We start from the raw sequence: 23,526 nt of genomic DNA, 5'->3' as shown, positions 1-23,526 counted from the left end.
ATGGCGTTTAGAGAATGAATACACAACAACTGGCAAAACTGCGTTCTATCGTGCCCGAGATGCGTCGCGTCCGGCACATTCACTTTGTTGGCATCGGTGGTGCTGGCATGGGCGGTATTGCCGAAGTGTTAGCTAACGAAGGTTATCAGATCAGCGGGTCTGACCTGGCGCCAAACCCTGTCACGCAGCAGCTGGCGTCGCTTGGGGCGACTATCTATTTCAACCATCGCCCGGAAAACGTGCGCGATGCGAGCGTGGTGGTGGTGTCGAGCGCCATCTCCTCTGACAACCCGGAAATCGTTGCCGCACATGAAGCGCGTATTCCGGTGATCCGCCGCGCAGAGATGCTGGCGGAACTGATGCGTTTTCGTCACGGTATCGCCGTTGCGGGCACGCACGGTAAAACCACAACCACGGCGATGGTATCCAGCATTTATGCGGAAGCGGGTCTGGACCCGACGTTCGTTAACGGTGGTCTGGTGAAAGCGGCAGGCGTCCATGCGCGTCTGGGCCACAGCCGTTACCTGATTGCTGAAGCGGATGAGAGCGATGCATCGTTCCTGCATCTGCAGCCGATGGTGGCGATTGTCACCAATATCGAAGCTGACCATATGGATACTTACCAGGGCGACTTCGAAAACTTAAAGCAGACGTTTATTAACTTCCTGCACAACCTGCCGTTCTATGGCCGTGCGGTAATGTGCGTTGACGATCCGGTGATCCGCGAGCTGCTGCCACGCGTCGGGCGTCAGATCACCACTTATGGCTTCAGCGAAGATGCTGATGTTCGTGTGGAAGAGTACAAACAGATTGGTGCGCAGGGGCATTTCACCCTGGCGCGTCAGGACAAAGAACTGCTGCACGTGACGTTGAATGCGCCAGGTCGCCACAACGCCCTGAATGCGGCGGCGGCAGTTGCGGTAGCGACGGAGGAAGGCATTGATGATGATGCGATCCTGCGCGCGCTGGAAAGCTTCCAGGGTACAGGCCGTCGCTTCGACTTCCTGGGTGAATTCCCACTGGACGCAGTGAACGGTAAATCGGGTACCGCAATGCTGGTAGACGATTACGGTCACCACCCAACGGAAGTGGACGCCACGATCAAAGCGGCTCGTGCGGGTTGGCCGGACAAAAATCTGGTGATGATCTTCCAGCCCCACCGCTACACCCGTACCCGCGATCTGTACGACGATTTCGCCAACGTGCTGTCGCAGGTCGATACGCTGCTGATGCTGGATGTTTATTCAGCGGGCGAAACTCCGATTCCGGGGGCAGACAGCCGTTCTTTGTGTCGTACCATTCGTGGACGCGGTAAAGTGGACCCTATTTTGGTTTCTGAACCCGCTCAGGTGGCTGAGATTCTGGCACCGGTATTGACGGGCAATGATTTGATTCTGATTCAGGGTGCGGGAAATATCGGCAAAATCGCCCGTACCTTAGCTGAAATCAAACTGAAGCCGCAAACTCCGGAGGACGAGCGTCATGGCTGATAAGATTGCTGTCCTGTTTGGCGGCACCTCCGCCGAGCGCGAAGTGTCCCTGAATTCTGGCGCTGCCGTTCTGGCGGGCCTGCGTGAAGGTGGCGTCGATGCGCATCCGGTCGATCCGAAAGAGATTGATGTGACCCAGCTGAAAGCGATGGGCTTCGATAAAGTTTTCATTGCGCTGCACGGTCGTGGCGGTGAAGACGGTACATTGCAAGGGCTGCTGGAGTTAATCGGCCTGCCGTACACCGGCAGCGGCGTGATGGCGTCCGCCATTTCCATGGATAAACTGCGCAGCAAACTGCTGTGGCAGGGCGCGGGTCTCCCCGTTGCGCCATGGGTTGCTCTGACGCGTACTGAATTTGAATTGGGCCTGTCGGACAGCGTTAATACACGCATTGCCGCGCTGGGCTTACCGGTTATTGTTAAGCCGAGCCGCGAAGGGTCAAGCGTCGGGATGTCTAAAGTTGATAAAGCTGAGGATTTATCTGCCGCTTTAACATTGGCATTTCAACATGATGAAGAAGTTCTGATTGAAAAATGGCTCAGCGGGCCGGAATTTACTGTTGCGATGCTTGGCGAAGAAATTTTACCGTCAATTCGCATCCAACCCGCCGGAGTCTTCTATGATTATGAGGCGAAGTATCTCTCTGATGAGACGCAATATTTCTGTCCAAGTGGTCTTGAAGCAGAACGTGAAGCCGAATTACAGTCTCTGGTGCTCAAAGCCTGGAATGTTTTAGGCTGCCGCGGCTGGGGACGCATTGATGTCATGCTCGACGGTGACGGGCAATTTTACCTGCTGGAAGCCAACACCTCACCCGGTATGACGAGCCATAGCCTTGTACCGATGGCAGCGCGTCAGGCGGGGATGAGCTTCTCGCAGTTAGTCGTACGTATTCTGGACCAGGCGGGCTGATATGTCTCAGGCTGCATTGAACACGCGCAACCGCGATGAAGAGGAAGAATATACGTCTTCACGCCGGAGTAATGGAACGCGTCTTGCAGGAATTATCTTCCTGCTCGGGGTGCTGTGCACCGTGTTTATCAGCGGCTGGATGGTGCTGGGCTGGATGGAAGATGCGCAGCGTTTACCGCTCTCTAAGCTGGTGGTGACCGGCGAGCGTCACTACACGCGTAACGATGATATTCGCCAGTCTATTCTGGCCCTGGGCTCACCTGGCACCTTTATGACCCAGGACGTCAATATTATCCAGAGCCAGATTGAACGTCTGCCGTGGATAAAACAGGCGAGTGTAAGAAAGCAATGGCCTGATGAATTGAAGATTCATCTGGTTGAATATGTGCCCATTGCGCGTTGGAATGATCAGCACATGGTAGACGTAGACGGAAATTCCTTCAGCGTCCCAAGCGATCGTGTCAACAAGCAAAATTTACCGATGTTGTATGGCCCTGAAGGCAGCGAAAACGAAGTGTTACAAGGTTTCCGCGAGATGGGGCAGGTGCTGGCTAAGGATCGCTTTACGTTAAAAGATGCCGCAATGACGGCGCGCCGCTCCTGGCAACTGACGTTAACGAACGGGATCAAGCTCAACCTTGGCCGCGGCGACACAATGAAACGTCTGGCGCGATTTGTAGAACTTTACCCGGTTTTACAGCAGCAGGCGCAGACGGACGGCAAACGGATAAGCTACGTTGATTTGCGCTATGACTCAGGCGCAGCAGTCGGTTGGGAGCCGGCTCCGGTCGAGGAACCTAATCAGCAACAGAATCAGGCACAGGTACAGGCAGAACAACAATGATCAAGGCGACGGACAGAAAACTGGTAGTTGGACTGGAGATTGGCACCGCGAAGGTTGCCGCTTTAGTAGGGGAAGTTCTGCCCGACGGTATGGTCAATATCATTGGCGTGGGGAGTTGCCCATCCCGTGGTATGGATAAAGGTGGGGTAAACGACCTTGAGTCGGTGGTGAAATGCGTTCAGCGCGCCATCGATCAGGCTGAATTAATGGCAGATTGCCAGATTTCTTCTGTCTATCTGGCCCTTTCTGGCAAGCACATCAGCTGCCAGAACGAAATCGGTATGGTGCCGATTTCAGAAGAAGAAGTGACGCAGGAAGATGTAGAGAATGTTGTGCATACGGCGAAGTCCGTGCGCGTGCGCGATGAGCATCGCGTACTGCACGTGATCCCGCAGGAATATGCGATCGACTACCAGGAAGGGATTAAGAACCCGGTGGGTCTTTCCGGCGTACGTATGCAGGCAAAAGTGCACCTGATCACATGTCACAACGATATGGCGAAGAACATCGTTAAAGCCGTTGAACGTTGTGGACTGAAAGTTGACCAACTTATTTTCGCCGGTCTGGCCGCAAGTTATTCCGTGCTGACCGAAGATGAACGTGAACTGGGCGTCTGTGTGGTCGATATTGGTGGTGGTACAATGGACATGGCTGTCTATACCGGCGGCGCGTTGCGCCACACCAAAGTGATCCCTTACGCAGGGAACGTTGTGACCAGCGATATTGCCTACGCCTTTGGTACGCCACCGAGCGATGCAGAGGCAATTAAAGTCCGCCACGGTTGCGCACTGGGTTCTATCGTGGGCAAAGATGAGAGCGTTGAAGTGCCGAGCGTAGGTGGTCGTCCACCGCGCAGCCTGCAGCGCCAGACGCTGGCAGAGGTAATTGAGCCGCGCTATACCGAGCTGCTCAACCTGGTCAACGAAGAGATTTTGCAGTTACAGGAACAGCTTCGTCAGCAGGGTGTTAAGCATCATCTTGCGGCGGGGATTGTATTAACCGGCGGGGCAGCGCAAATTGAAGGTCTTGCGGCCTGCGCTCAGCGCGTGTTCCATACGCAGGTGCGTATTGGTGCGCCGCTGAATATCACCGGTTTAACGGATTACGCTCAGGAGCCGTATTATTCAACGGCCGTGGGCCTGCTGCACTACGGGAAAGAATCCCATTTGAGTGGTGAGGCAGAAGTGGAAAAACGCGTCTCGGTGGGGTCGTGGGTCAAACGACTTAACACCTGGTTGCGAAAAGAGTTTTAATTTTTTTAAGAGACCGGAGAGAATTAGCGGTCTCGGGCGACAGGCACAACGGAGAGAGAAATTATGTTTGAACCTATGGAACTGACCAACGACGCGGTGATTAAAGTCATCGGCGTCGGTGGCGGCGGCGGTAACGCCGTAGAGCATATGGTGCGTGAACGCATTGAAGGTGTTGAATTCTTTGCAGTTAACACCGATGCGCAGGCACTGCGTAAGACGGCAGTTGGCCAGACTATCCAGATCGGCGGTGGCATCACCAAAGGGCTGGGCGCTGGGGCTAACCCGGAAGTCGGTCGCAACGCGGCTGAAGAAGATCGTGAAGCCCTGCGTGCTGCACTGGAAGGTGCGGATATGGTCTTCATCGCAGCGGGCATGGGCGGCGGTACCGGTACCGGTGCAGCACCTGTCGTGGCTGAAGTGGCAAAAGATTTAGGTATCCTGACCGTTGCTGTCGTGACCAAGCCTTTCAACTTCGAAGGCAAGAAGCGTATGGCCTTCGCGGAGCAGGGTATCACCGAGCTGTCCAAACATGTGGACTCTCTGATTACTATCCCGAACGACAAACTGCTGAAAGTTCTGGGTCGCGGTATTTCCCTGCTGGACGCCTTTGGCGCAGCAAACGACGTGCTGAAAGGCGCGGTTCAGGGTATCGCTGAACTGATTACCCGCCCTGGTCTGATGAACGTTGACTTTGCAGACGTTCGTACCGTGATGTCCGAAATGGGCTACGCGATGATGGGATCTGGCGTGGCGAGCGGTGAAGACCGTGCAGAAGAAGCGGCTGAAATGGCAATCTCTTCTCCACTGCTGGAAGATATCGATCTGTCTGGTGCGCGCGGCGTGCTCGTCAACATTACCGCTGGCTTTGACCTGCGTCTGGATGAGTTCGAAACCGTGGGTAACACCATCCGTGCGTTCGCCTCTGACAACGCTACCGTGGTAATCGGTACTTCCCTTGACCCGGAAATGAACGACGAACTGCGCGTCACTGTTGTTGCCACCGGTATCGGTATGGACAAGCGTCCTGAGATCACGCTGGTCACCAACAAACAGACTCAGCAGCCGGTGATGGATCGTTACCAGCAGCACGGTATGTCTCCACTGACTCAGGAGCAGAAACCGGCCGCGAAAGTGGTAAACGACCCGACTCCACAAACGGCAAAAGAGCCAGATTATCTGGATATCCCGGCGTTCCTGCGTAAGCAAGCTGACTAGGAATTGGCTGGAATTTGGGGATTTTCGCTCTTTGTGCTAAACTGGCCCACCGTTAGTGATATACACTCTCGGTTGGATAGTTAATTTGGCGAGATTATACGATGATCAAACAAAGGACACTTAAACGTATCGTTCAGGCGACTGGTGTCGGTTTACATACCGGCAAGAAGGTCACTCTGACGCTGCGCCCTGCGCCGGCCAATACCGGGGTCATCTATCGTCGCACCGACTTGAATCCACCGGTAGATTTTCCGGCCGATGCCAAATCTGTGCGTGATACAATGCTCTGTACTTGCCTGGTGAACGAGCATGACGTGCGGATTTCTACCGTAGAGCACCTGAACGCCGCCCTGGCGGGTCTGGGTATCGACAACATTATTGTTGAAGTCGATGCACCAGAAATCCCGATCATGGATGGTAGTGCTGCACCGTTCGTCTATCTGTTGCTGGATGCCGGCATCGAAGAACTGAACTGCGCGAAGAAATTTGTTCGCATCAAAGAGACCGTTCGTGTCGAAGATGGCGACAAGTGGGCTGAATTCAAACCGTACAATGGTTTCTCGTTGGACTTTACCATCGACTTTAACCATCCGGCGATTGACTCCAGCACCCAGCGCTATGCGATGAACTTCTCTGCTGATGCGTTTATGCGTCAGATCAGCCGTGCTCGTACGTTCGGCTTTATGCGTGATATCGAATATCTGCAGTCCCGCGGCCTGTGCCTGGGCGGTAGCTTCGATTGTGCCATCGTTGTTGACGATTATCGCGTACTGAACGAAGACGGCCTGCGTTTTGAAGATGAATTCGTTCGTCACAAAATGCTGGATGCGATCGGCGACCTGTTTATGTGTGGTCACAACATCATTGGTGCATTTACCGCGTTTAAATCCGGTCATGCGCTGAACAACAAATTGTTGCAGGCCGTCCTGGCAAAACAGGAAGCCTGGGAATATGTGACCTTTGAAGACGAAGCTGAACTGCCGCTGGCCTTCAAAGCACCAAACATGGTTCTGGCGTAACGGTCTATACCGTTCGTAAAAAATCGACTGGTTAACCTGGTACTCTCTCCGACCAGGAAGGCCAGTCGTTTTTATTTTTACACTTCTTTGTTTTCCCCGGTTTATCCTCACGCCCGTCTGGCGTAGAAAATCTGTGCGTTAGCTGCATTCTTGACCGTTTTTCCCTGCTGCATTACGTCATTCCTGCTGCTGCGCATTGGCTTTAGTGGTAATATCTGGGCGCTAAAAAGAATAACTGAACTCAGCCTCTGCAAGGCTGGCTTATTGGGTGGAGCAGGTGAGCGGAATACTGACGCGCTGGCGACAATTTGGCAGACGTTACTTCTGGCCGCATCTCTTATTGGGGATGGTCGCGGCGAGCCTCGGCTTGCCTGCGCTCAGCAACAGTGCTGAAGCGGCAACACCGACAAAAACCTCCACCACCAAGCACGATCTCACCACGCGGGTTAATTTTACCAACCTCGCACTGCTTGAAGCGAATCGCCGCCCAAACTTCTCGGTTGATTATTGGCATCAACACGCCATCCGCACGGTTATCCGTCATCTGTCCTTCGCGATGGCACCGCAGACCATGCCTGTTGCTGAAGAGACGCTGCCGGTTCAGGCTCAGCACCTTGCTCTGCTGGACACGCTCAACGCGCTGCTCACGCAGGACAGCCAGCCGCCGGTCATGGTTCGTCAGACGGCGCAATTCGCATTCATTCCGCCTGCCACATTTTCTGTCTCGACATGGATAAGCCAGGTTCACGGCATCCGTGCCGGACCGCAACGCCTCAGCTAAATTAACCTTATTTCAATACCTTAATTTATCTGCCCATCTGGGGCGTTTGAGAATTTATTATGTTAATCAAATTATTAACCAAAGTTTTTGGTAGTCGTAACGATCGTACCCTGCGCCGTATGCGTAAAGCTGTTGCCGTCATCAACGGTATGGAACCGGCGATGGAAAAGCTGTCAGATGACGAGCTGAAGGCGAAAACGGCGGAGTTCCGCGCGCGTCTGGAAAAAGGCGAAACCCTGGAAAGCCTGATCCCGGAAGCGTTCGCTGTCGTGCGTGAAGCGAGTAAACGCGTTTTCGGTATGCGTCACTTCGACGTGCAGCTGCTGGGTGGTATGGTGCTCAACGAGCGCTGCATCGCGGAAATGCGTACCGGTGAAGGTAAAACCCTGACCGCGACGCTGCCCGCTTACCTGAACGCACTGACCGGTAAAGGCGTTCACGTCGTCACCGTCAACGACTATCTGGCACAGCGTGACGCCGAAAACAACCGTCCGCTGTTTGAATTCTTAGGCTTGACCGTGGGCATCAACATGTCCGGTCTGCCTGCACCAGCCAAGCGTGAAGCGTATAACGCAGACATCACCTACGGCACCAACAACGAATACGGCTTCGACTACCTGCGCGACAACATGGCGTTCAGCCCTGAAGAGCGCGTACAGCGCAAGCTGCACTATGCGCTGGTGGATGAGGTGGATTCCATCCTGATCGATGAAGCGCGTACCCCGCTGATCATCTCCGGCCCGGCCGAAGACAGCTCTGAAATGTACCGTAAAGTCGACAAAATCATTCCGCACCTGCTGCGTCAGGAGAAAGAAGACTCCGATACCTTCCAGGGTGAAGGTCACTTCTCTGTTGATGAAAAAGCGCGCCAGGTTAACCTGACCGAACGTGGTCTGGTTCAGATTGAAGAACTGCTGGTGGCACAGGGCATTATGGAAGAGGGTGAGTCTCTTTACTCTCCAACTAACATCATGTTGATGCACCACGTGACGGCCGCACTGCGCGCGCACGCGCTGTTCACTCGCGATGTTGATTACATCGTTAAAGACGGTGAAGTGATCATCGTTGATGAACATACCGGCCGTACTATGCAAGGGCGTCGCTGGTCTGACGGTCTGCACCAGGCGGTTGAAGCGAAAGAAGGCGTTGATATTCAAAACGAAAACCAGACGCTGGCGTCTATTACCTTCCAGAACTACTTCCGTCTGTACGAGAAGCTGGCAGGGATGACCGGTACTGCAGATACCGAAGCGTTTGAATTCAGCTCTATCTACAAGCTGGATACCGTGGTTGTTCCTACCAACCGTCCGATGATCCGTAAGGATATGCCGGATCTGGTGTACATGACCGAAGCGGAAAAAATTCAGGCGATCATCGAAGATATTCGCGATCGTACCGCGGCGGGCCAGCCGGTGCTGGTGGGGACCATCTCCATCGAGAAATCCGAAGTGGTTTCCAACGAGCTGACCAAAGCGGGCATCAAACACAACGTACTGAACGCCAAATTCCACGCCAAAGAAGCAGATATCGTTGCGCAGGCGGGTTATCCGGCGGCCGTGACCATCGCGACCAACATGGCGGGTCGTGGTACCGATATTATGCTGGGCGGTAGCTGGCAGGCCGAAGTGGCGGAGCTGGAAAACCCAACACCTGAACAAATTGCGCAGATCAAAGCCGACTGGCAGGTGCGTCACGATGCCGTGCTGGCATCGGGTGGTCTGCACATCATTGGTACCGAGCGTCACGAATCTCGTCGTATCGATAACCAGCTGCGTGGCCGTGCGGGCCGTCAGGGTGATGCCGGTTCTTCTCGCTTCTACCTGTCTATGGAAGATGCGCTGATGCGTATTTTTGCCTCCGACCGCGTGTCCGGCATGATGCGTAAACTGGGCATGAAGCCTGGCGAAGCGATTGAGCACCCATGGGTCACCAAAGCGATTGCTAACGCGCAGCGTAAAGTGGAAAGCCGTAACTTCGATATTCGTAAGCAGCTGCTGGAATATGATGATGTTGCCAACGATCAGCGTCGTGCCATCTATACCCAGCGTAACGAACTGCTGGACGTGTCCGACGTGAGTGAAACCATCAACAGTATCCGTGAAGACGTGTTCAAAGCGACGATCGATGCGCATATTCCTCCGCAGTCTCTGGAGGAAATGTGGGATATCGAAGGTCTGCAGGAACGTCTGAAAAATGATTTCGACCTTGAACTGCCAATCAAAGAGTGGCTGGACAAAGAGCCTGAGCTGCACGAAGAGACGCTGCGTGAACGTATCTTCGAAACTGCGCTGGAAGTCTACAAGCGTAAGGAAGAAGTCGTTGGCGAAGAGATGATGCGTCACTTCGAAAAAGGCGTGATGCTGCAGACGCTCGACTCCCTGTGGAAAGAGCACCTGGCGGCGATGGACTACCTGCGCCAGGGTATCCATCTGCGCGGCTATGCGCAGAAAGATCCGAAGCAGGAGTACAAGCGTGAATCCTTCTCCATGTTTGCCGCTATGCTGGAATCGCTGAAGTACGAAGTTATCAGCACCCTGAGCAAAGTTCAGGTGCGTATGCCGGAAGAAGTAGAAGCGATGGAGCAGCAGCGTCGTGAAGAAGCTGAGCGTCTGGCACAGATGCAACAGCTGAGTCACCAGACTGACGAAAGCGAAGCCGCAGCGGCGATCGCAGCGCAGACTGGCGATCGTAAAGTGGGCCGTAACGATCCGTGCCCATGTGGTTCCGGTAAAAAGTACAAAGCGTGCCACGGCCGTCTGAGCTAAGACGTTAACAACCCGAAAAGGCGCAGATTACTGCGCCTTTTTTATGGAAGTCACAATATGAAAACACTGCAAATTGCCGTCGGGATTATTCGCAACCCGCAAAACCAAATTTTCATCACCCAGCGCGCTGCCGACGCCCATATGGCGAACAAGTGGGAGTTTCCTGGCGGAAAAATCGAGTCGGGTGAAACGCCGGAACAGGCGCTGGTTCGGGAGCTTCAGGAAGAGGTGGGGATCACCCCGTTTGGCGCAACGCTGTTTGATAAGCTTGAATACCAGTTCCCGGACAGGCACATCACGCTGTGGTTCTGGCTGGTGGAAAGCTGGGAAGGTGAGCCCTGGGGGAAAGAGGGACAGCCGGGTAACTGGGTTGAGCTAAAGGCAAGTGATGCCGACAAATTTCCTCCGGCAAATGCGCCCGTCATATCCCGCCTGACGGGCAACCTGTAGGCCTGCTAAGCGAAGCGCCAGCAGGCATTAAAGGCTATCGCTGCTCTTCGCTCCAGTCATCACTGTCAGAGAGATCGCCTTCGCTTGGAATGCGTTTCTCTTCCGCGGCCCATTCGCCCAGGTCAATGAGCTGGCAGCGCTTGCAGCAGAATGGGCGAAAAGGGCTCACTTCGCCCCAGACAACGGTTTTGCCACAGGTCGGGCAGTTTACGGTGGTTACGTCAGACATCGGCACTCCTTAACAACAGGCCAGTTCAAAATCGAGGCGTTCCGGCACGGTGCCATTTTCACTGTCCAGCGGCATAAAGCGAATCGCAAAACGACTCTTATGCCCCGAAATTTGCGGGTAAAGCTGCTCACCCAGCGATAAATTCAGGCGTAACAGATCGGCATCATCCCCGTTATCCTGGTAGAAACCGTTCAGGCTGGTTTGCTTGCGGAACGGGGCTGAGTTACGGATAAGATCGAGGATCAACGAGAGCGTTTGATTCATTGGCTCCAGGCTTGCCAGCCAGCTGTTCACCTGCGCGTCACGCTGTGCCTGCGGCATATGAAGCCACATGTGCAGGGTCGGCAGGTCGAAGCTGCAGCAACCGCCAGGGATGCTGAGACGCTGGCGCACCAGAGCGATCAGGCGATCCTCACGCAAAAACTGCCCGACGCGCGGCGCGGCCATCAAAATGGCGCTGCTGCTTTTCAACTGCTGGCGGAGCGCGTCGATACGGCTCTGGTCTACGCCTGGCACTTCTGTCCATGCCTGTAATTTACGCTGCTGGCGCTCCAGCTCTTTGAGCAATTCTGTGCGGACATCGCCGCGTTCAATCACATCCAGCAGATCGCCAACGTTGCGGAAGAAATGCAGGGCGGTGGCATGATCGTTAACAGGCAGATGATGCGAAAGCTGTTGAATGAGAAATTCGATGCGCAGCCAGGTACGCATTTTTTCGTTAAGCGGGTGCTCAAAAAGGATGTGGGTCGACATTATGGTTTTTCCTGTGCAACGGCCTGCGCGGCGAACGTCAGATACTGCGCGTGCAGACGGGCAACATCCGATGCAATGGCATCTGGTGCGCCGTTATTATCAATAACATCATCCGCAACGGCAAGGCGCTGAGCGCGCGTGGCCTGTGCGGCAAGAATGTGTTCAGCATGTTCACGTGAGACCCGATCCCGCGCCACGGTTCGTAGGATTTGCGTTTCGGGGGAGACATCTATCACCAATACCCGATCGGCTTTATGTTGCAGCTGATTTTCTACCAACAGTGGAACGACCCAGAGCACATAAGGCGAACGTGCTGCGGCAATCTGACGCTGGGTTTCCTGGTGGATAATGGGATGCAGCAGGGCATTAAGCCAGGCTTTTTCTGCAGAATCAGAAAAAATGCATTCACGAAGCTGGCGGCGATTGAGCGTGCCATCCGCATTGAGGATGACGGGGCCAAAGTGTGCCTTGATGGCCTTGAGTGCGGGTGTATTTGGCTCTACCACCTGACGGGCAATGATATCGGCATCAATAATCGTGATACCCAGACGAGAAAACGCGTCCGCAACGGTACTTTTTCCACTACCGATGCCGCCAGTTAATGCGACGATATACCCCATTAAATCGAATCCTGGGAATTATTCATTATTAAAATCAATTGGTTGAAATTCAAACTTTCTACCGCGAGTGTTTAGCTCTCGTTACCTGCTTTTTACCAGGTAAATTTATAGGATTGTAGCGTAAAAAAAGAGAATTTCGCAGTCTTGCGGAGCAGGTATTAGTGCGTATGATAACGTCACTGGAGTTGTGCTTTTAACATATTTGCCTCTAACCCCAGGAATCCGCACATGCGTATCGAAGAAGATCTGAAGTTAGGTTTTAAAGACGTTCTTATCCGCCCTAAACGCTCTACACTGAAAAGTCGCTCAGACGTTGAACTCGAACGTCAATTCACCTTTAAACATTCCGGTCAGACCTGGTCTGGCGTGCCGATTATCGCTGCCAATATGGATACGGTCGGTACCTTTGAGATGGCAACGGCCCTGGCACAGTTCGATATTCTTACCGCGGTTCACAAACACTACAGTACCGAAGAGTGGAATGCGTTTGTCGCCTCTGCATCCGCGGATGTGGTGAAGTATGTGATGGTCTCTACTGGCACCTCAGACGCGGATTTCGAAAAAACCAAACAGATCCTGAACGCTAACCCGGCGCTTAACTTTGTGTGCATTGATGTGGCGAATGGTTATTCCGAACACTTCGTCCAGTTTGTCAGCAAAGCGCGTGAAGCCTGGCCGACTAAGACCATCATTGCGGGCAACGTGGTGACCGGTGAAATGTGTGAAGAACTGATCCTCTCAGGTGCAGATATTGTAAAAGTAGGCATTGGTCCGGGTTCCGTATGTACTACGCGCGTGAAAACCGGTGTCGGTTATCCGCAGCTGTCTGCCGTGATTGAATGCGCTGACGCCGCGCACGGCCTGGGCGGTCAGATCATCAGCGATGGTGGTTGCACCATGCCGGGTGATGTTGCGAAAGCCTTTGGCGGCGGTGCGGATTTCGTGATGCTCGGCGGTATGCTGGCAGGCCACGAAGAGAGTGGTGGTACCGTCGTTGAAGAAGATGGCGAGAAATTCATGCTGTTCTACGGTATGAGCTCTGAATCCGCGATGACCCGTCACGTCGGTGGCGTGGCAAAATACCGTGCGGCGGAAGGTAAAACCGTGAAGCTGCCATTGCGCGGTCCGGTTGAATATACCGCGCGCGATATCCTCGGCGGCCTGCGCTCGGCCTGCACCTACGTGGGAGCATCCCGCCTGAAAGAGTTGACGAAACGCACAACGTTTATTCGCGTTCAGGAACAGGAAAACCGCGTTTTCAATAGCCTGTAATACCGCTGGCTGGCGCATGTCCGTGCGCCAGCACTCTTCTGTACTATCCCGCACTCATGGCATCCCCCAGATGGAATATCGGCAGATACATTGCGACCACCAGCGTGCCGATAATCAACCCTGTCACAATCAACAACAGTGGCTCCAGAAGCGCAGCCAGATTGTCTGCTTGTTGAAATGTCTGTTCCGTATGGTGGCGGGCAAGGTTCGCCAGCATCACATCAAGCGCACCCGCGATTTCACCGGTTCGAATCAGCTGTATGCACAGCGGTGTAAAGACAGATGCCTGCTGAAAGGCTGACCACACGGGCATTCCTTGCTCGATATGTTCGCGTACCTCCCGCATTTTGGTTTGCCAGTACCCGCTTTCAACCGTCTCTTCCACACTTTCCAGCCCCTGCAAAAAGGCGATCCCGGCTCGCTGGGTTAATGACAGTACGGTAAATATCTGCCCCAATTTTTGCCCACGCGCCAGTACGCCCATTACGGGCAGATGCAGCAGCATGCGCTGCCAGCGCGGATGCCGTCGTAGCTTACAGGCGGCAACAGCCAAAATAAGAAGCAGGGCAAAAAGCGTGACAATGTGCCCCTGAATAGCGGCGGCTAACCCCATGACAGCCTGCGTGAGCCAGGGCAGGGGAGTATTAAACGTTTTATAGATCGCGGCGAACTCGGGCAGCACCAGCGTCACCATCGCCAGCACCACCAGCGCTGCAAGGGTCAGAATGATCGTGGGATAGCGCAGCGCCTTTTTGACTTTTGCACCGAGCTGCTCCTGGGCTTTTTGTTGCTGTGCGAGCTGGCGACAGCACTCCTCCAGCTTCCCCGTTAGCTCGCCTGTCTTTACCATGGAGACATAAAGCGGGCTAAACACTTCCGGCCATTTATTCATTGACGCAGAAAAGGAACAGCCTCCACTGAGATCGTCAGCAAGGCTGTGAAGCAGAGCCTGCCAATGCTTTAACGGATGCTGTTCCGCCAGCATTTGCAGGCTGTGGGACAACGTCAGGCCAGCCTGCAGCAGCGTCGCGAGCTGGCGAAAGATATCGTAGCAGTGATGACGCTGCCATCGAGGACGCTGCAATGACCGATTGAGCGCCAGCGGATGAAGATGCCGTTGTTCTAAGCTGCTGCAAGCGGCTTCTCGACTGATAGCCCAAAGCGTGCCCGTGCGGATTTCACCCTCCGCAGTAAGCGCCCGCCATCGCCAGAGTTGATTAACAGCCATCGGGCATTCCCATGACGCGGACGACCTCTTCGATCGTGGTGAGCCCTTCTTCTACAGCCATACAGCCATGCTCAAACAACGATGTCATTCCCGCCTGACGGGCGCTGCCCTCTATCACCTCTATGGTTGCTCCGCTGGCAATCGCCTGCCGAAGCGTGCTGTCGATGGATAGCACTTCAAAAATCGCCACGCGGCCATAAAAACCGTGATAACAGCGATCGCAGCCTGTAGGTTGCCAGCGCGGAAGCGGCCTGGGCCAAAGGGCGCGAGGTAATTCTTCACGGCCGCTGGCTTCATGGCGACAGTGGGGACACAGGCGGCGAACCAGCCGCTGGGCAATCACCAGCGAAAGCGCTGAGGAGAGCATCCACCGGGCGACTCCCATTTGTTGAAGACGAATAAGCGTCTCCGCTGTTGAATTGGTATGGAGCGTAGACAGCACCAGATGCCCGGTTTGCGCGGCCTTGATGGCGATCTCTGCGGTGTCGCCGTCACGGATTTCGCCCACCATGATGATGTCGGGATCCTGACGAAGCAGCGCCCGCAGCACACTCTGGAAGGTTAATCCTGCTCGGGGATTAATCTGCGTCTGGTTCAACCCGGCAAGCGGTATCTCAATCGGATCTTCCACGCTGCAGATGTTGACGTCCTGAGTGTTACGCGCCTGTAACGCGCTGTAAAGCGATACGGTTTTCCCGCTGCCGGTGGGGCCCGTCACCAGGATCAAGCCTTGCGGGCGATGAAGGGCCTCGTTAAAGCAGGCCAGCTGTTCGGCATTCATTCCCAGCTTAGCGGGTTCCAGCGCCTGTTGAACCTGATGCAGCAGGCGCAGCACAATTTTCTCACCACCGCTACAGGGGAGCGTAGAGATACGGAAGGAGACCGGCTCGTTGGCTACCTCAACCGTAAACTGACCATCCTGAGGCAAACGGCGCTCCGCAATATCCAGATTGCCCAACACCTTTAAGCGCGCGATGAGCATGGTCGCCAGCGCCGCGGAAAGCGGCGGCTGCGGGCAAAGCACGCCGTCGATGCGTAAACGGATCTGGCAGGCGTGCTCCATCTGTTCAATATGAATGTCGGATGCGCGTTGGCTTATCGCCTGCTGCAGCGTGTGGTTGAGGATATCTACCGCGGAGTGCGGTGCTGATACGATGGGGAGATGAGATTGTGACGCCATCTGCCGGTGCTTTTCCATGCGTTCAACGCTCCAGCATTCGATATCAATCCGTTTTTGCGTCGCGAAACGCAATGCTTCCATCAGTTCATTGCCGGGATTTCCCGCTACGGCAATGCTGATCGTGTCGGTATCGCTGGTCAGTAGCACGGCGTGATGACGCAGGCAGAGTGCGACGAGTTGCTCGGTATTCATCATCCGCTCCCGTTAGTGCGTGTCGAAGCGGAAAACGTCTTCACAGGCCTGCTTGAGTGCGCTGTCAGAGTCGATCTTGCAGTCACGCGTCCAGCCCGTCATGCCATTGCCGTCGCTCCAGAGCGGCGTCATGAGAACCTCCAGCCCGTTCAGGCTCTCCTGCCCCGTTAACGACACGACGCCTTTAGCCACGCTCATCCCTGAAACATAACGTGTCGTCGTCGGAGAGGGGATGCCGTTCGTTCCCGCATCACAACGCTCCACGCCACCGTGGTCCAGCGCGCAGAGCTCGATAGCAGTGCGATAAGGGACAAACGTTTGCAGCATATCGGTGAGTGCGGCTTTTCGCAGGTAGTTCTGGTACGCGGGTATGCCGATGGCGCTCAGGATGGCAATTATGCCAATCACCACCATTAGCTCAATGAGCGTGAATCCTTTTTGTCTGTTCATGTCTGCTCCTTAGGTTAAGTGCCGCTACTCTGGCAGTGAGAGGGAGCAGAAACGAGGGGCAAAAAAGGAAACGTGAAGGGGCTTTCAGGGATTTAACGTAGCGTTACAGGGAAGGGCAAAAGATTTGCGATGAAGGCTGTATTTCCCCCTTCGCGTGAAGGGGGATAACGGGATTACTTAAAGCGCATGGAGAGATCGAGAGCCCGCACATGCTTGGTGAGGGCACCTACGGAGATAAAATCAACGCCGGTTTCCGCGAATTCACGGAGGGTATCGAACGTCACGTTGCCGGATACCTCAAGCTGCGCTTGTCCGTTCGTCAGTTTTACCGCCTCACGCATCTGCTCGGTTTCAAAGTTATCCAGCATGATGATGTCAGCCCCGGCCTTAATCGCCTGCTCAAGCTCTTCCAGATTTTCCACTTCCACTTCAACCGGCACGTCCGGGTGGAGCCAGAAGGCTTTTTCCACCGCCTGGCGCACGGAGCCAGAGGCAATAATGTGGTTCTCTTTAATCAGGAAGGCATCTGACAACCCCAGACGATGGTTTGCGCCGCCGCCGCAGAGCACCGCGTATTTCAGCGCGGTACGCAGGCCCGGCAGGGTTTTGCGGGTATCCAGCAGCTGCGTGCGGGTACCGGCCAGCAGGTCAACGTAGCGACGTACTTCGCTTGCTACCCCGGACAAGGTCTGGACGAAGTTCAGCGCGGTGCGTTCGCCGGTGAGCAGCACGCGGGACGGGCCATCGAGCTCAAATAGCGGCTGGTTCGCCGTGACGGTGTCGCCGTCCTCCACGTGCCAGGTTACCTGCACATCATCGCCTGCCAGCTGGGTAAAGACCTCTTCAACCCAACGCTTGCCGCAAAAAACGCCGTCTTCACGCGTGATGATGACCGCGTGGGAGCGTGTCTCTTTTGGCAACAACTGTGCGGTAATATCGTTGTCGGCGCTGACGTCACCGCCCAGGTCTTCTTTCAGCGCATGGGCAACGCTTGCCGGGATATCCATGTTAATACGTTCCAGAAGGGCTTCACGTCGGTGGTCGGGGTTGTAGCGGCGAGGCGGCATGATAAAACTCCAAATTGGTAACGAATCATAATATTGAAACATGCTACTCTGAACCGAGTCATTGCACCATACAGAAGGAGTTCCAGCATGTTGTTAGAAGACGGATGGCTGGTGGATGCGCGGCACGTGCCCTCGCCGCACCACGATTGCCGCCCGGAGGATGAAAAGCCCACACTGCTGGTGGTTCATAATATTAGTCTCCCGCCGGGTGAGTTTGGCGGTCCGTGGATCGATGCGTTATTCACGGGAACGATTGATCCCGATGCTCATCCCTTTTTTGCTGAAATTGCTCATCTGCGCGTATCGGCACATTGTCTGATCCGTCGCGACGGAGAAGTGGTTCAATATGTTCCTTTTGATAAGCGCGCCTGGCATGCTGGGGTGTCGTTGTATCACGGGCGCGAACGGTGCAATGATTTCTCCATTGGGATCGAACTGGAAGGCACGGATACCACGTCCTACACCGATTCACAGTATCAACAGTTAGCGGCCGTGACCCGAACGCTTATCGGGCTCTATCCGGCAATCGCTGAAAATATTACCGGACACAGTGATATCGCCCCGGTGAGAAAAACCGATCCCGGTCCGGCTTTTGACTGGTCCCGGTTTCGCACCATGCTCGCCGCGTCGTCAGAATAAGGAGATACCATGACGTTGTTTACCATGCTGCTGGTAATGATTGCTGAACGCCTGTTTAAACTTGGCGAGCACTGGCATCTGGATCACCGGCTGGAGGTGATTTTCCGCCGGATCAAACATTTTTCCATGCTGCGTACGCTGTTGATGATGGCGGGCGTCATGCTTATTACCTTCCTGCTCCTGCGCTCGCTGTACGGGCTGTTTTTCAACGTGCCGCTGCTGGTGGTGTGGATCCTGCTTGGGGTGCTGTGCATTGGTGCGGGCAAAGTGCGTATGCACTATCACGCTTATCTTAAAGCCGCCTCCCGTGACGATGCCCATGCGCGCGGAGCCATGGCGAGCGAGCTGACGATGATCCACGGCGTGCCGCCGGACTGCGACGAGCGCGAGTTTCTGCGCGAGCTGCAAAACGCGCTTCTGTGGATTAACTTCCGCTACTATCTGGCACCGCTGTTCTGGTTCGTGGTGGGCGGTCCGTGGGGGCCGGTACTGCTGATGGGGTATGCATTCCTGCGCGCCTGGCAGACCTGGCTGGCCCGTTACCTGACGCCGCATGAACGCTTGCTGTCAGGCATTGATGCCATCCTGCACGTGCTCGACTGGCTCCCGGTTCGTCTGGTGGGCGTGGTGTACGCGTTAATTGGTCACGGTGAAAAAGCGCTGCCTGCATGGTTCGCCTCGCTTGCCGACCGCCATACGTCGCAGTACCAGGTGTTAACGCGTCTGGCACAGTTCTCGCTGGCGCGTGAGCCGCACACCGACAAGATTGAAACGCCGAAAGCCGCTGTCTCCATGGCGAAGAAAACGTCGTTCGTGGTGGTTGTGGTCGTGGCGTTGCTGACTATCTACGGCACGCTGGTGTAAGCCAGCGCGCCGCAAAGACTAAAGCGTATCCGCGGGCGGGATGCCGAAATCAGGCATCCCGTTTTCGTCCCAGCGGACAAGCTTCAGGCGAGTATGGCGGTTCGGATCGTACAGCGGGTCGCCCTCAATTTCGGTGTAATTACGCGCGTGATACACCAGCACATCTTCCCCTTCCGGCGTTAGCGTAAAGCTGTTGTGTCCCGGACCGTACTGGCGGTTTTCGTAACTGGTGACGAACACCGGGCGCGAGGATTTTTGCCAGTTTACCGGGTTTTTCGGATCGGCATTCAGGTCTATCCACAGTAGCCCCATGCAGTAGTTCTCGTCGGTGGCGCTGGCGGAATAGCTGATAAACAGCTTATCGTCGTGAACCAGCACCGCCGGACCTTCGTTGACCCAAAACCCGCGACACTCCCAGTCATACTCCGGCTTGCTGAGCATCACCGGCTCGCCTTTCAGCGTCCAGGGGTTTTCCATTTCGCACAGATAAAGATTGGAGTTCCCGGGGATGTCCGGCGCTTTTTGCGCCCACAGATACCAGCGTTTTCCCTGATGAACAAAGGTGGTGGCATCCAGCGCGAAGGTGTCGAACTGTGTTTTTATCTGACCTTTTTCCGTCCACGTACCGGTGAGCGGATCGCCGTCGGCACACTCCAGCGCAAACATGCGGTGCTGAAACATCCCAAGTTCGTCGAGCGCCTGGGTGTGCGTCGCGGCAAAGTAGATGTACCACTTGCCGTCAATGTGGTGCAGTTCCGGCGCCCAGATCAACTGGCTCATCGGCCCGGTCTCGGGTTTGCGCCAGACCACAACTTCTTCAGCTTTACGTAAGCCTTCCAGCGACGCTGCGCGGCGGATCGCCAGCCTGTCGTACTGCGGCACGGAGGCGATAAAATAGTACTGCCCCTCATGGCGTAAAATGTACGGGTCGGCACGTTGTTCGATAAACGGGTTTGGCCACTGATGCATTTGGCTCTCCTTATTTTGTCTCTGCGGCTTTCAGTTCCTGATAGTCGCTCAGTTCACGGTAATTGGTGCGACGTTTTTCCAGGTCTTCCTGAATGCGTTTCATCGTTTCACGGTCTACCTTCAGCAGGCGTACTACGCCCGCGGTAATTAAGTATCCAATGCCGGGAATGACGGTAAAGAGCAGCACGATCCCGTTAATGGCGTCCGCGCTCTGCGCTTTTGCGCCCGCGTCATAACCGTACCAGGAGAGCAGGAAGCCGACCATCGCTCCGGCAATCGCCAGCCCCAGCTTCAGGAAGAAGATGTTGCCGGAGAAGCTGATCCCGGTAATGCGTTTCCCGGTCTTCCACTCGCCGTAGTCGTCCACGTCGGCCATCAGCGACCAGTGCAGCGGTGACGGGATCTGGTGCAGGATGTTCAGCAGGAAGTAGAGCACCACGATGGTGACGGTGGCTTTCGGGTCAAAGAAGTAGAAGGCGCAGGAGAAAATCGCCAGCACGATGTTGGTCCAGAAGAAGACCTTCAGCTTACACCAGCGGTCGGTCAGCACTTTAGCCAGCACGCTGCCGAGCATCATGCCCACGACGCCAAGGCTAATAAACAGCGTGGCGAAGTGGGTGCTCTGGCCCATCACCCAGGTGACGTAATACATGGTGGCCGCCATGCGGATAAAGCCCGGGCAGACGTTGCACAGGGTCAGGAGAAGAATGCGTACCCACTGGTCGTTCTTCCACACGTCTTTCAGATCGTTTTTCAGCTCATCGTTGGTTTGCACAGCCGGGCGCACGCGCTCGCGCACGGTAGAGAAGCTGAACAGGAACATACAGGTCCCAATCAGGGCCAGGACGGTCATTGCCATCTGGTAGCCCTTGGCTTTGTCATCCCCGCCAAACCAGTCGGCCATCGGCAGCAGCGTTAATGAGAGCAGCAGCGTGGCGATACCGACCATCACAAAACGATACGACTGGCAGGCGACGCGCTCTTTCGGGTCGTTGGTGATCACGCCACCCAGCGAGCAGTAAGGAATATTGATTGCCGTGTAGGTCAAAGAGAGCAGGAAGTAGGTGACAAACGCATAGATAACTTTGCTGTTATAGCTCCAGTCTGGCGTGGTGAACATCAGGATGCTGAACAGCGCGTAGGGGAAGGCGATCCACAGCAGCCATGGACGAAATCGGCCATATTTACTGCGGGTACGGTCGGCAATCGCCCCCATGATCGGGTCCGTTACGGCGTCAATCACGCGGACGGACAGCAGCAGTACGCCGACCAGCGCAGGCGCCAGGCCAAAAATATCCGTATAAAAATAGTTAACAAACAACATGATGGCGCCGAAGATGATGTTGCATCCCGCGTCGCCCATCCCATAGCCGATCTTTTCTTTTACTGACAGTTTGTTGTTATCCATCGACAGCTCTCCGGTTTACGGTATGGAGAGAATTATTCGCTGGCTCATGAATATATGCGTTGCAGGATAAAGGCGGTGATATGGATGAAACGGCTGAAGGCCTGAATTTGTGAGGAAGGTAACAACACGCTGTACCCGCAAAAAACGGGTACAGCGCAGAGAGGCTTAGTGCGCTTTCACGGCTTTCTGGTTCTTCTGTTTCACCAGGTAGCCCACGCCGAGGATCGCAATCCAGACCGGGATCAGGTAAACGGAAATCGCCATCCCCGGGGTGATCAGCATGATCACCAGCACGGCCGCCATAAACACCAGGCACACCCAGTTACCCAGCGGGTAAAGCAGGGCAGGGAAGCGCGTGGTGACGCCTTGCTGCTGCTTGGCGCGGCGGAACTTGATGTGCGCCAGGCTGATCATCGCCCAGTTAATCACCAGAGCAGAGACCACCAGCGCCATCAGCAGGCCGAAGGCTGACTCCGGCGCCAGGTAGTTGATCAGCACGCACAGCGCCGTGACAACTGCAGACACAATAATGGTGTTCACCGGCACGCCGCGCTTATCAACGTTGAGCAGCGCTTTCGGGGCGTTGCCCTGCTGAGCCAGACCGAACAGCATGCGGCTGTTGCAGTAGACGCAGCTGTTATAAACAGACAGCGCCGCGGTCAGAACAACCACGTTGAGTGCGTTTGCCACAAAGGTATCGCCCAGCTCGTGGAAGATCAGCACAAACGGGCTGGTGTCAGCGGTTACGCGGGTCCACGGCAGCAGGGAAAGCAGCACGGCCAGCGAGCCCACATAGAAGATCAGGATGCGGTAGATAACCTGGTTGGTGGCTTTTGGAATGCTCTGCTCCGGGTTGTCGGCTTCCGCGGCGGTGATGCCCACCAGCTCAAGGCCGCCGAAGGAGAACATAATGATAGCCATCATCATTACCAGGCCGGTCATGCCGTGAGGCAGGAAGCCACCCTGTTCCCAGAGGTTGCGCACTGTCGCCTGCGGGCCGCCATTGCCGCTGAACAGCAGCCAGCCGCCGAAGATGATCATCGCCACTACGGCAATCACCTTAATAATCGCAAACCAAAACTCCATTTCACCGAACACTTTTACGTTGGTCAGGTTAATGGCGTTAATAATGACGAAGAAAGCCGCTGCGGAGGCCCAGGTTGGGATCTCCGGATACCAGAACTGAATGTATTTCCCGACGGCGGTAAGCTCAGCCATGGCAACCAGGACGTACAGCACCCAGTAGTTCCAGCCAGAGGCGAAACCGGCAAAGCTGCCCCAGTATTTGTAGGCAAAGTGGCTGAACGAGCCTGCAACCGGCTCTTCAACGACCATCTCACCCAACTGACGCATAATCAGAAAGGCAATAAAGCCTGCGATTGCATACCCCAAAATAATGCCCGGACCGGCTGACTGGATAACGGACGCGCTGCCGAGAAACAGGCCAGTACCGATAGCACCACCCAGTGCAATGAGCTGTATGTGGCGGTTCTTAAGCCCGCGCTTTAGCTGATCGCCGTGCTGTTGAGCTTCCATTTGAAACCTCGTGTGTGGTTGTTATGTTCACGCTGTGCGTGTGTAATTATGAAAGTCCATATTCTGTATTTATTTCTTTACGGTTAACGAGACCGAAAAAAGCGGAGATGACTTCCGTAAGCGCAAGAATAGTGGTAAGCGCCTGTGAATGCACCTGCTTTATGAAGGGCTGATGACGACTTGAATAAAAAGAAAGCATTTGTAAATCGGTCCGCTCAGTCTTCCTAACCCAACCTATAGAATAGAAATGCGCCAGAAGTGGGCGAATTTTCGTTATTTGCCTTGTTGAATCGCTTCAGATTGCAAAAACCCTCGTTTCATTAAGGTTAAAACTGCCTCTTTGGGAGTAATCAACTCATTTGTGCAAAGTTACATTTCTGAAACGTTAT

Annotated in this window: 22 protein-coding genes; 12 read left to right on the top strand and 10 right to left on the bottom strand. The window is 54.9% G+C overall.

What is annotated here, in order from left to right:
* Positions 1 to 14 precede the first annotated feature (14 nt).
* The 9 genes from murC (at position 15) to mutT (ending at position 10,730) form a co-directional block, all read left to right on the top strand.
* On the top strand, positions 15 to 1,490 hold the full coding sequence (gene murC / locus EXW94_RS22420; RefSeq protein WP_174341050.1) for a UDP-N-acetylmuramate--L-alanine ligase: 1,476 nt from the start codon (positions 15 to 17) through the stop codon (positions 1,488 to 1,490).
* Complete coding sequence (locus EXW94_RS22415) at positions 1,483 to 2,403, top strand: D-alanine--D-alanine ligase (RefSeq protein WP_120159217.1); 921 nt, start codon at positions 1,483 to 1,485, stop codon at positions 2,401 to 2,403. Before murC ends, EXW94_RS22415 begins: the two co-directional genes overlap by 8 nt.
* Position 2,404: 1 nt before the next feature.
* On the top strand, positions 2,405 to 3,247 hold the full coding sequence (ftsQ, locus tag EXW94_RS22410) for a cell division protein FtsQ (protein WP_010426973.1): 843 nt from the start codon (positions 2,405 to 2,407) through the stop codon (positions 3,245 to 3,247).
* Positions 3,244 to 4,500 (top strand): cell division protein FtsA, encoded by a 1,257-nt coding sequence (gene ftsA, locus EXW94_RS22405; RefSeq protein WP_010426970.1) that lies wholly within the window; start codon positions 3,244 to 3,246, stop codon positions 4,498 to 4,500. Before ftsQ ends, ftsA begins: the two co-directional genes overlap by 4 nt.
* Before the next feature lie 63 nt (positions 4,501 to 4,563).
* The gene (ftsZ, locus tag EXW94_RS22400) at positions 4,564 to 5,715 is read left to right on the top strand and encodes a cell division protein FtsZ (protein WP_008501978.1); all 1,152 of its coding nucleotides are present in this window, start codon (positions 4,564 to 4,566) and stop codon (positions 5,713 to 5,715) included.
* A gap of 101 nt (positions 5,716 to 5,816) precedes the next feature.
* The gene (gene lpxC / locus EXW94_RS22395; RefSeq protein WP_010426966.1) at positions 5,817 to 6,734 is read left to right on the top strand and encodes a UDP-3-O-acyl-N-acetylglucosamine deacetylase; all 918 of its coding nucleotides are present in this window, start codon (positions 5,817 to 5,819) and stop codon (positions 6,732 to 6,734) included.
* A gap of 277 nt (positions 6,735 to 7,011) precedes the next feature.
* Positions 7,012 to 7,515 carry a secA translation cis-regulator SecM gene (gene secM / locus EXW94_RS22390; protein WP_029484933.1) on the top strand — a complete coding sequence of 168 codons (504 nt, stop codon included), beginning with the start codon at positions 7,012 to 7,014 and terminating at the stop codon, positions 7,513 to 7,515.
* Between the two features lie 59 nt (positions 7,516 to 7,574).
* The gene (gene secA, locus EXW94_RS22385; protein ID WP_174341049.1) at positions 7,575 to 10,280 is read left to right on the top strand and encodes a preprotein translocase subunit SecA; all 2,706 of its coding nucleotides are present in this window, start codon (positions 7,575 to 7,577) and stop codon (positions 10,278 to 10,280) included.
* A gap of 57 nt (positions 10,281 to 10,337) precedes the next feature.
* Positions 10,338 to 10,730, top strand: a complete 393-nt coding sequence (gene mutT / locus EXW94_RS22380) for an 8-oxo-dGTP diphosphatase MutT (RefSeq protein WP_010426962.1) — start codon at positions 10,338 to 10,340, stop codon at positions 10,728 to 10,730.
* A 34-nt stretch (positions 10,731 to 10,764) separates the two neighbouring features.
* Here the strand turns inward: mutT and yacG are convergent, their stop codons facing one another.
* From yacG to coaE, 3 genes are read right to left on the bottom strand one after another with little or no spacing between them, the layout of a single operon-like run.
* Entirely contained in the window at positions 10,765 to 10,959 is a 195-nt protein-coding gene (yacG, locus tag EXW94_RS22375) for a DNA gyrase inhibitor YacG (protein WP_010426960.1), read from the bottom strand.
* Between the two features lie 9 nt (positions 10,960 to 10,968).
* Positions 10,969 to 11,712 (bottom strand): cell division protein ZapD, encoded by a 744-nt coding sequence (gene zapD, locus EXW94_RS22370; RefSeq protein ID WP_010426958.1) that lies wholly within the window; start codon positions 11,710 to 11,712, stop codon positions 10,969 to 10,971.
* Complete coding sequence (gene coaE, locus EXW94_RS22365; RefSeq protein ID WP_010426956.1) at positions 11,712 to 12,332, bottom strand: dephospho-CoA kinase; 621 nt, start codon at positions 12,330 to 12,332, stop codon at positions 11,712 to 11,714. Before coaE ends, zapD begins: the two co-directional genes overlap by 1 nt.
* Before the next feature lie 228 nt (positions 12,333 to 12,560).
* Here coaE and EXW94_RS22360 point away from each other — a divergent pair, with 228 nt between their 5' ends.
* A complete protein-coding gene (locus tag EXW94_RS22360; RefSeq protein WP_174341048.1) occupies positions 12,561 to 13,604 on the top strand; it encodes a GMP reductase in 1,044 nt (347 codons plus the stop codon).
* Between the two features lie 43 nt (positions 13,605 to 13,647).
* Here EXW94_RS22360 and hofC read toward each other — a convergent pair whose 3' ends face one another.
* The 4 genes from hofC to nadC form a co-directional block, all read right to left on the bottom strand.
* Positions 13,648 to 14,832: a protein transport protein HofC gene (gene hofC, locus EXW94_RS22355; RefSeq protein ID WP_174341047.1), complete on the bottom strand. Its 1,185-nt coding sequence runs from the start codon at positions 14,830 to 14,832 to the stop codon at positions 13,648 to 13,650.
* Positions 14,822 to 16,204, bottom strand: coding sequence for a type II secretion system protein GspE (gene gspE, locus EXW94_RS22350; protein WP_126816049.1), 1,383 nt, complete (start codon positions 16,202 to 16,204; stop codon positions 14,822 to 14,824). Before gspE ends, hofC begins: the two co-directional genes overlap by 11 nt.
* Before the next feature lie 12 nt (positions 16,205 to 16,216).
* Positions 16,217 to 16,654 (bottom strand): prepilin peptidase-dependent pilin, encoded by a 438-nt coding sequence (ppdD, locus tag EXW94_RS22345; RefSeq protein ID WP_174341046.1) that lies wholly within the window; start codon positions 16,652 to 16,654, stop codon positions 16,217 to 16,219.
* Positions 16,655 to 16,827: 173 nt separating this feature from the next.
* Positions 16,828 to 17,721 (bottom strand): carboxylating nicotinate-nucleotide diphosphorylase, encoded by an 894-nt coding sequence (gene nadC, locus EXW94_RS22340; protein WP_010426944.1) that lies wholly within the window; start codon positions 17,719 to 17,721, stop codon positions 16,828 to 16,830.
* Positions 17,722 to 17,808: 87 nt separating this feature from the next.
* Between nadC and ampD the strand changes: the two genes are divergently transcribed.
* Positions 17,809 to 18,360 (top strand): 1,6-anhydro-N-acetylmuramyl-L-alanine amidase AmpD, encoded by a 552-nt coding sequence (ampD, locus tag EXW94_RS22335; RefSeq protein ID WP_174341045.1) that lies wholly within the window; start codon positions 17,809 to 17,811, stop codon positions 18,358 to 18,360.
* Positions 18,361 to 18,369: 9 nt separating this feature from the next.
* Positions 18,370 to 19,224 (top strand): beta-lactamase regulator AmpE, encoded by an 855-nt coding sequence (gene ampE, locus EXW94_RS22330; protein WP_042718216.1) that lies wholly within the window; start codon positions 18,370 to 18,372, stop codon positions 19,222 to 19,224.
* A gap of 18 nt (positions 19,225 to 19,242) precedes the next feature.
* Here ampE and EXW94_RS22325 read toward each other — a convergent pair whose 3' ends face one another.
* The 3 genes from EXW94_RS22325 to aroP form a co-directional block, all read right to left on the bottom strand.
* Positions 19,243 to 20,193, bottom strand: a complete 951-nt coding sequence (locus EXW94_RS22325) for a family 43 glycosylhydrolase (RefSeq protein WP_174341044.1) — start codon at positions 20,191 to 20,193, stop codon at positions 19,243 to 19,245.
* A 10-nt stretch (positions 20,194 to 20,203) separates the two neighbouring features.
* Positions 20,204 to 21,601 carry a glycoside-pentoside-hexuronide (GPH):cation symporter gene (locus EXW94_RS22320; RefSeq protein ID WP_174341043.1) on the bottom strand — a complete coding sequence of 466 codons (1,398 nt, stop codon included), beginning with the start codon at positions 21,599 to 21,601 and terminating at the stop codon, positions 20,204 to 20,206.
* Positions 21,602 to 21,766: 165 nt separating this feature from the next.
* Positions 21,767 to 23,137, bottom strand: a complete 1,371-nt coding sequence (gene aroP, locus EXW94_RS22315) for an aromatic amino acid transporter AroP (protein WP_042718224.1) — start codon at positions 23,135 to 23,137, stop codon at positions 21,767 to 21,769.
* Between the last annotated feature and the right edge of the window lie 389 nt (positions 23,138 to 23,526).

The sequence above is a fragment of the Enterobacter sp. JMULE2 genome (assembly GCF_013337145.1).
Classification (GTDB): domain Bacteria; phylum Pseudomonadota; class Gammaproteobacteria; order Enterobacterales; family Enterobacteriaceae; genus Enterobacter; species Enterobacter mori.
The sequence above is the reverse complement of the archived record's forward strand: the minus strand, read 5'-3'. Positions and strand labels throughout refer to the sequence as shown.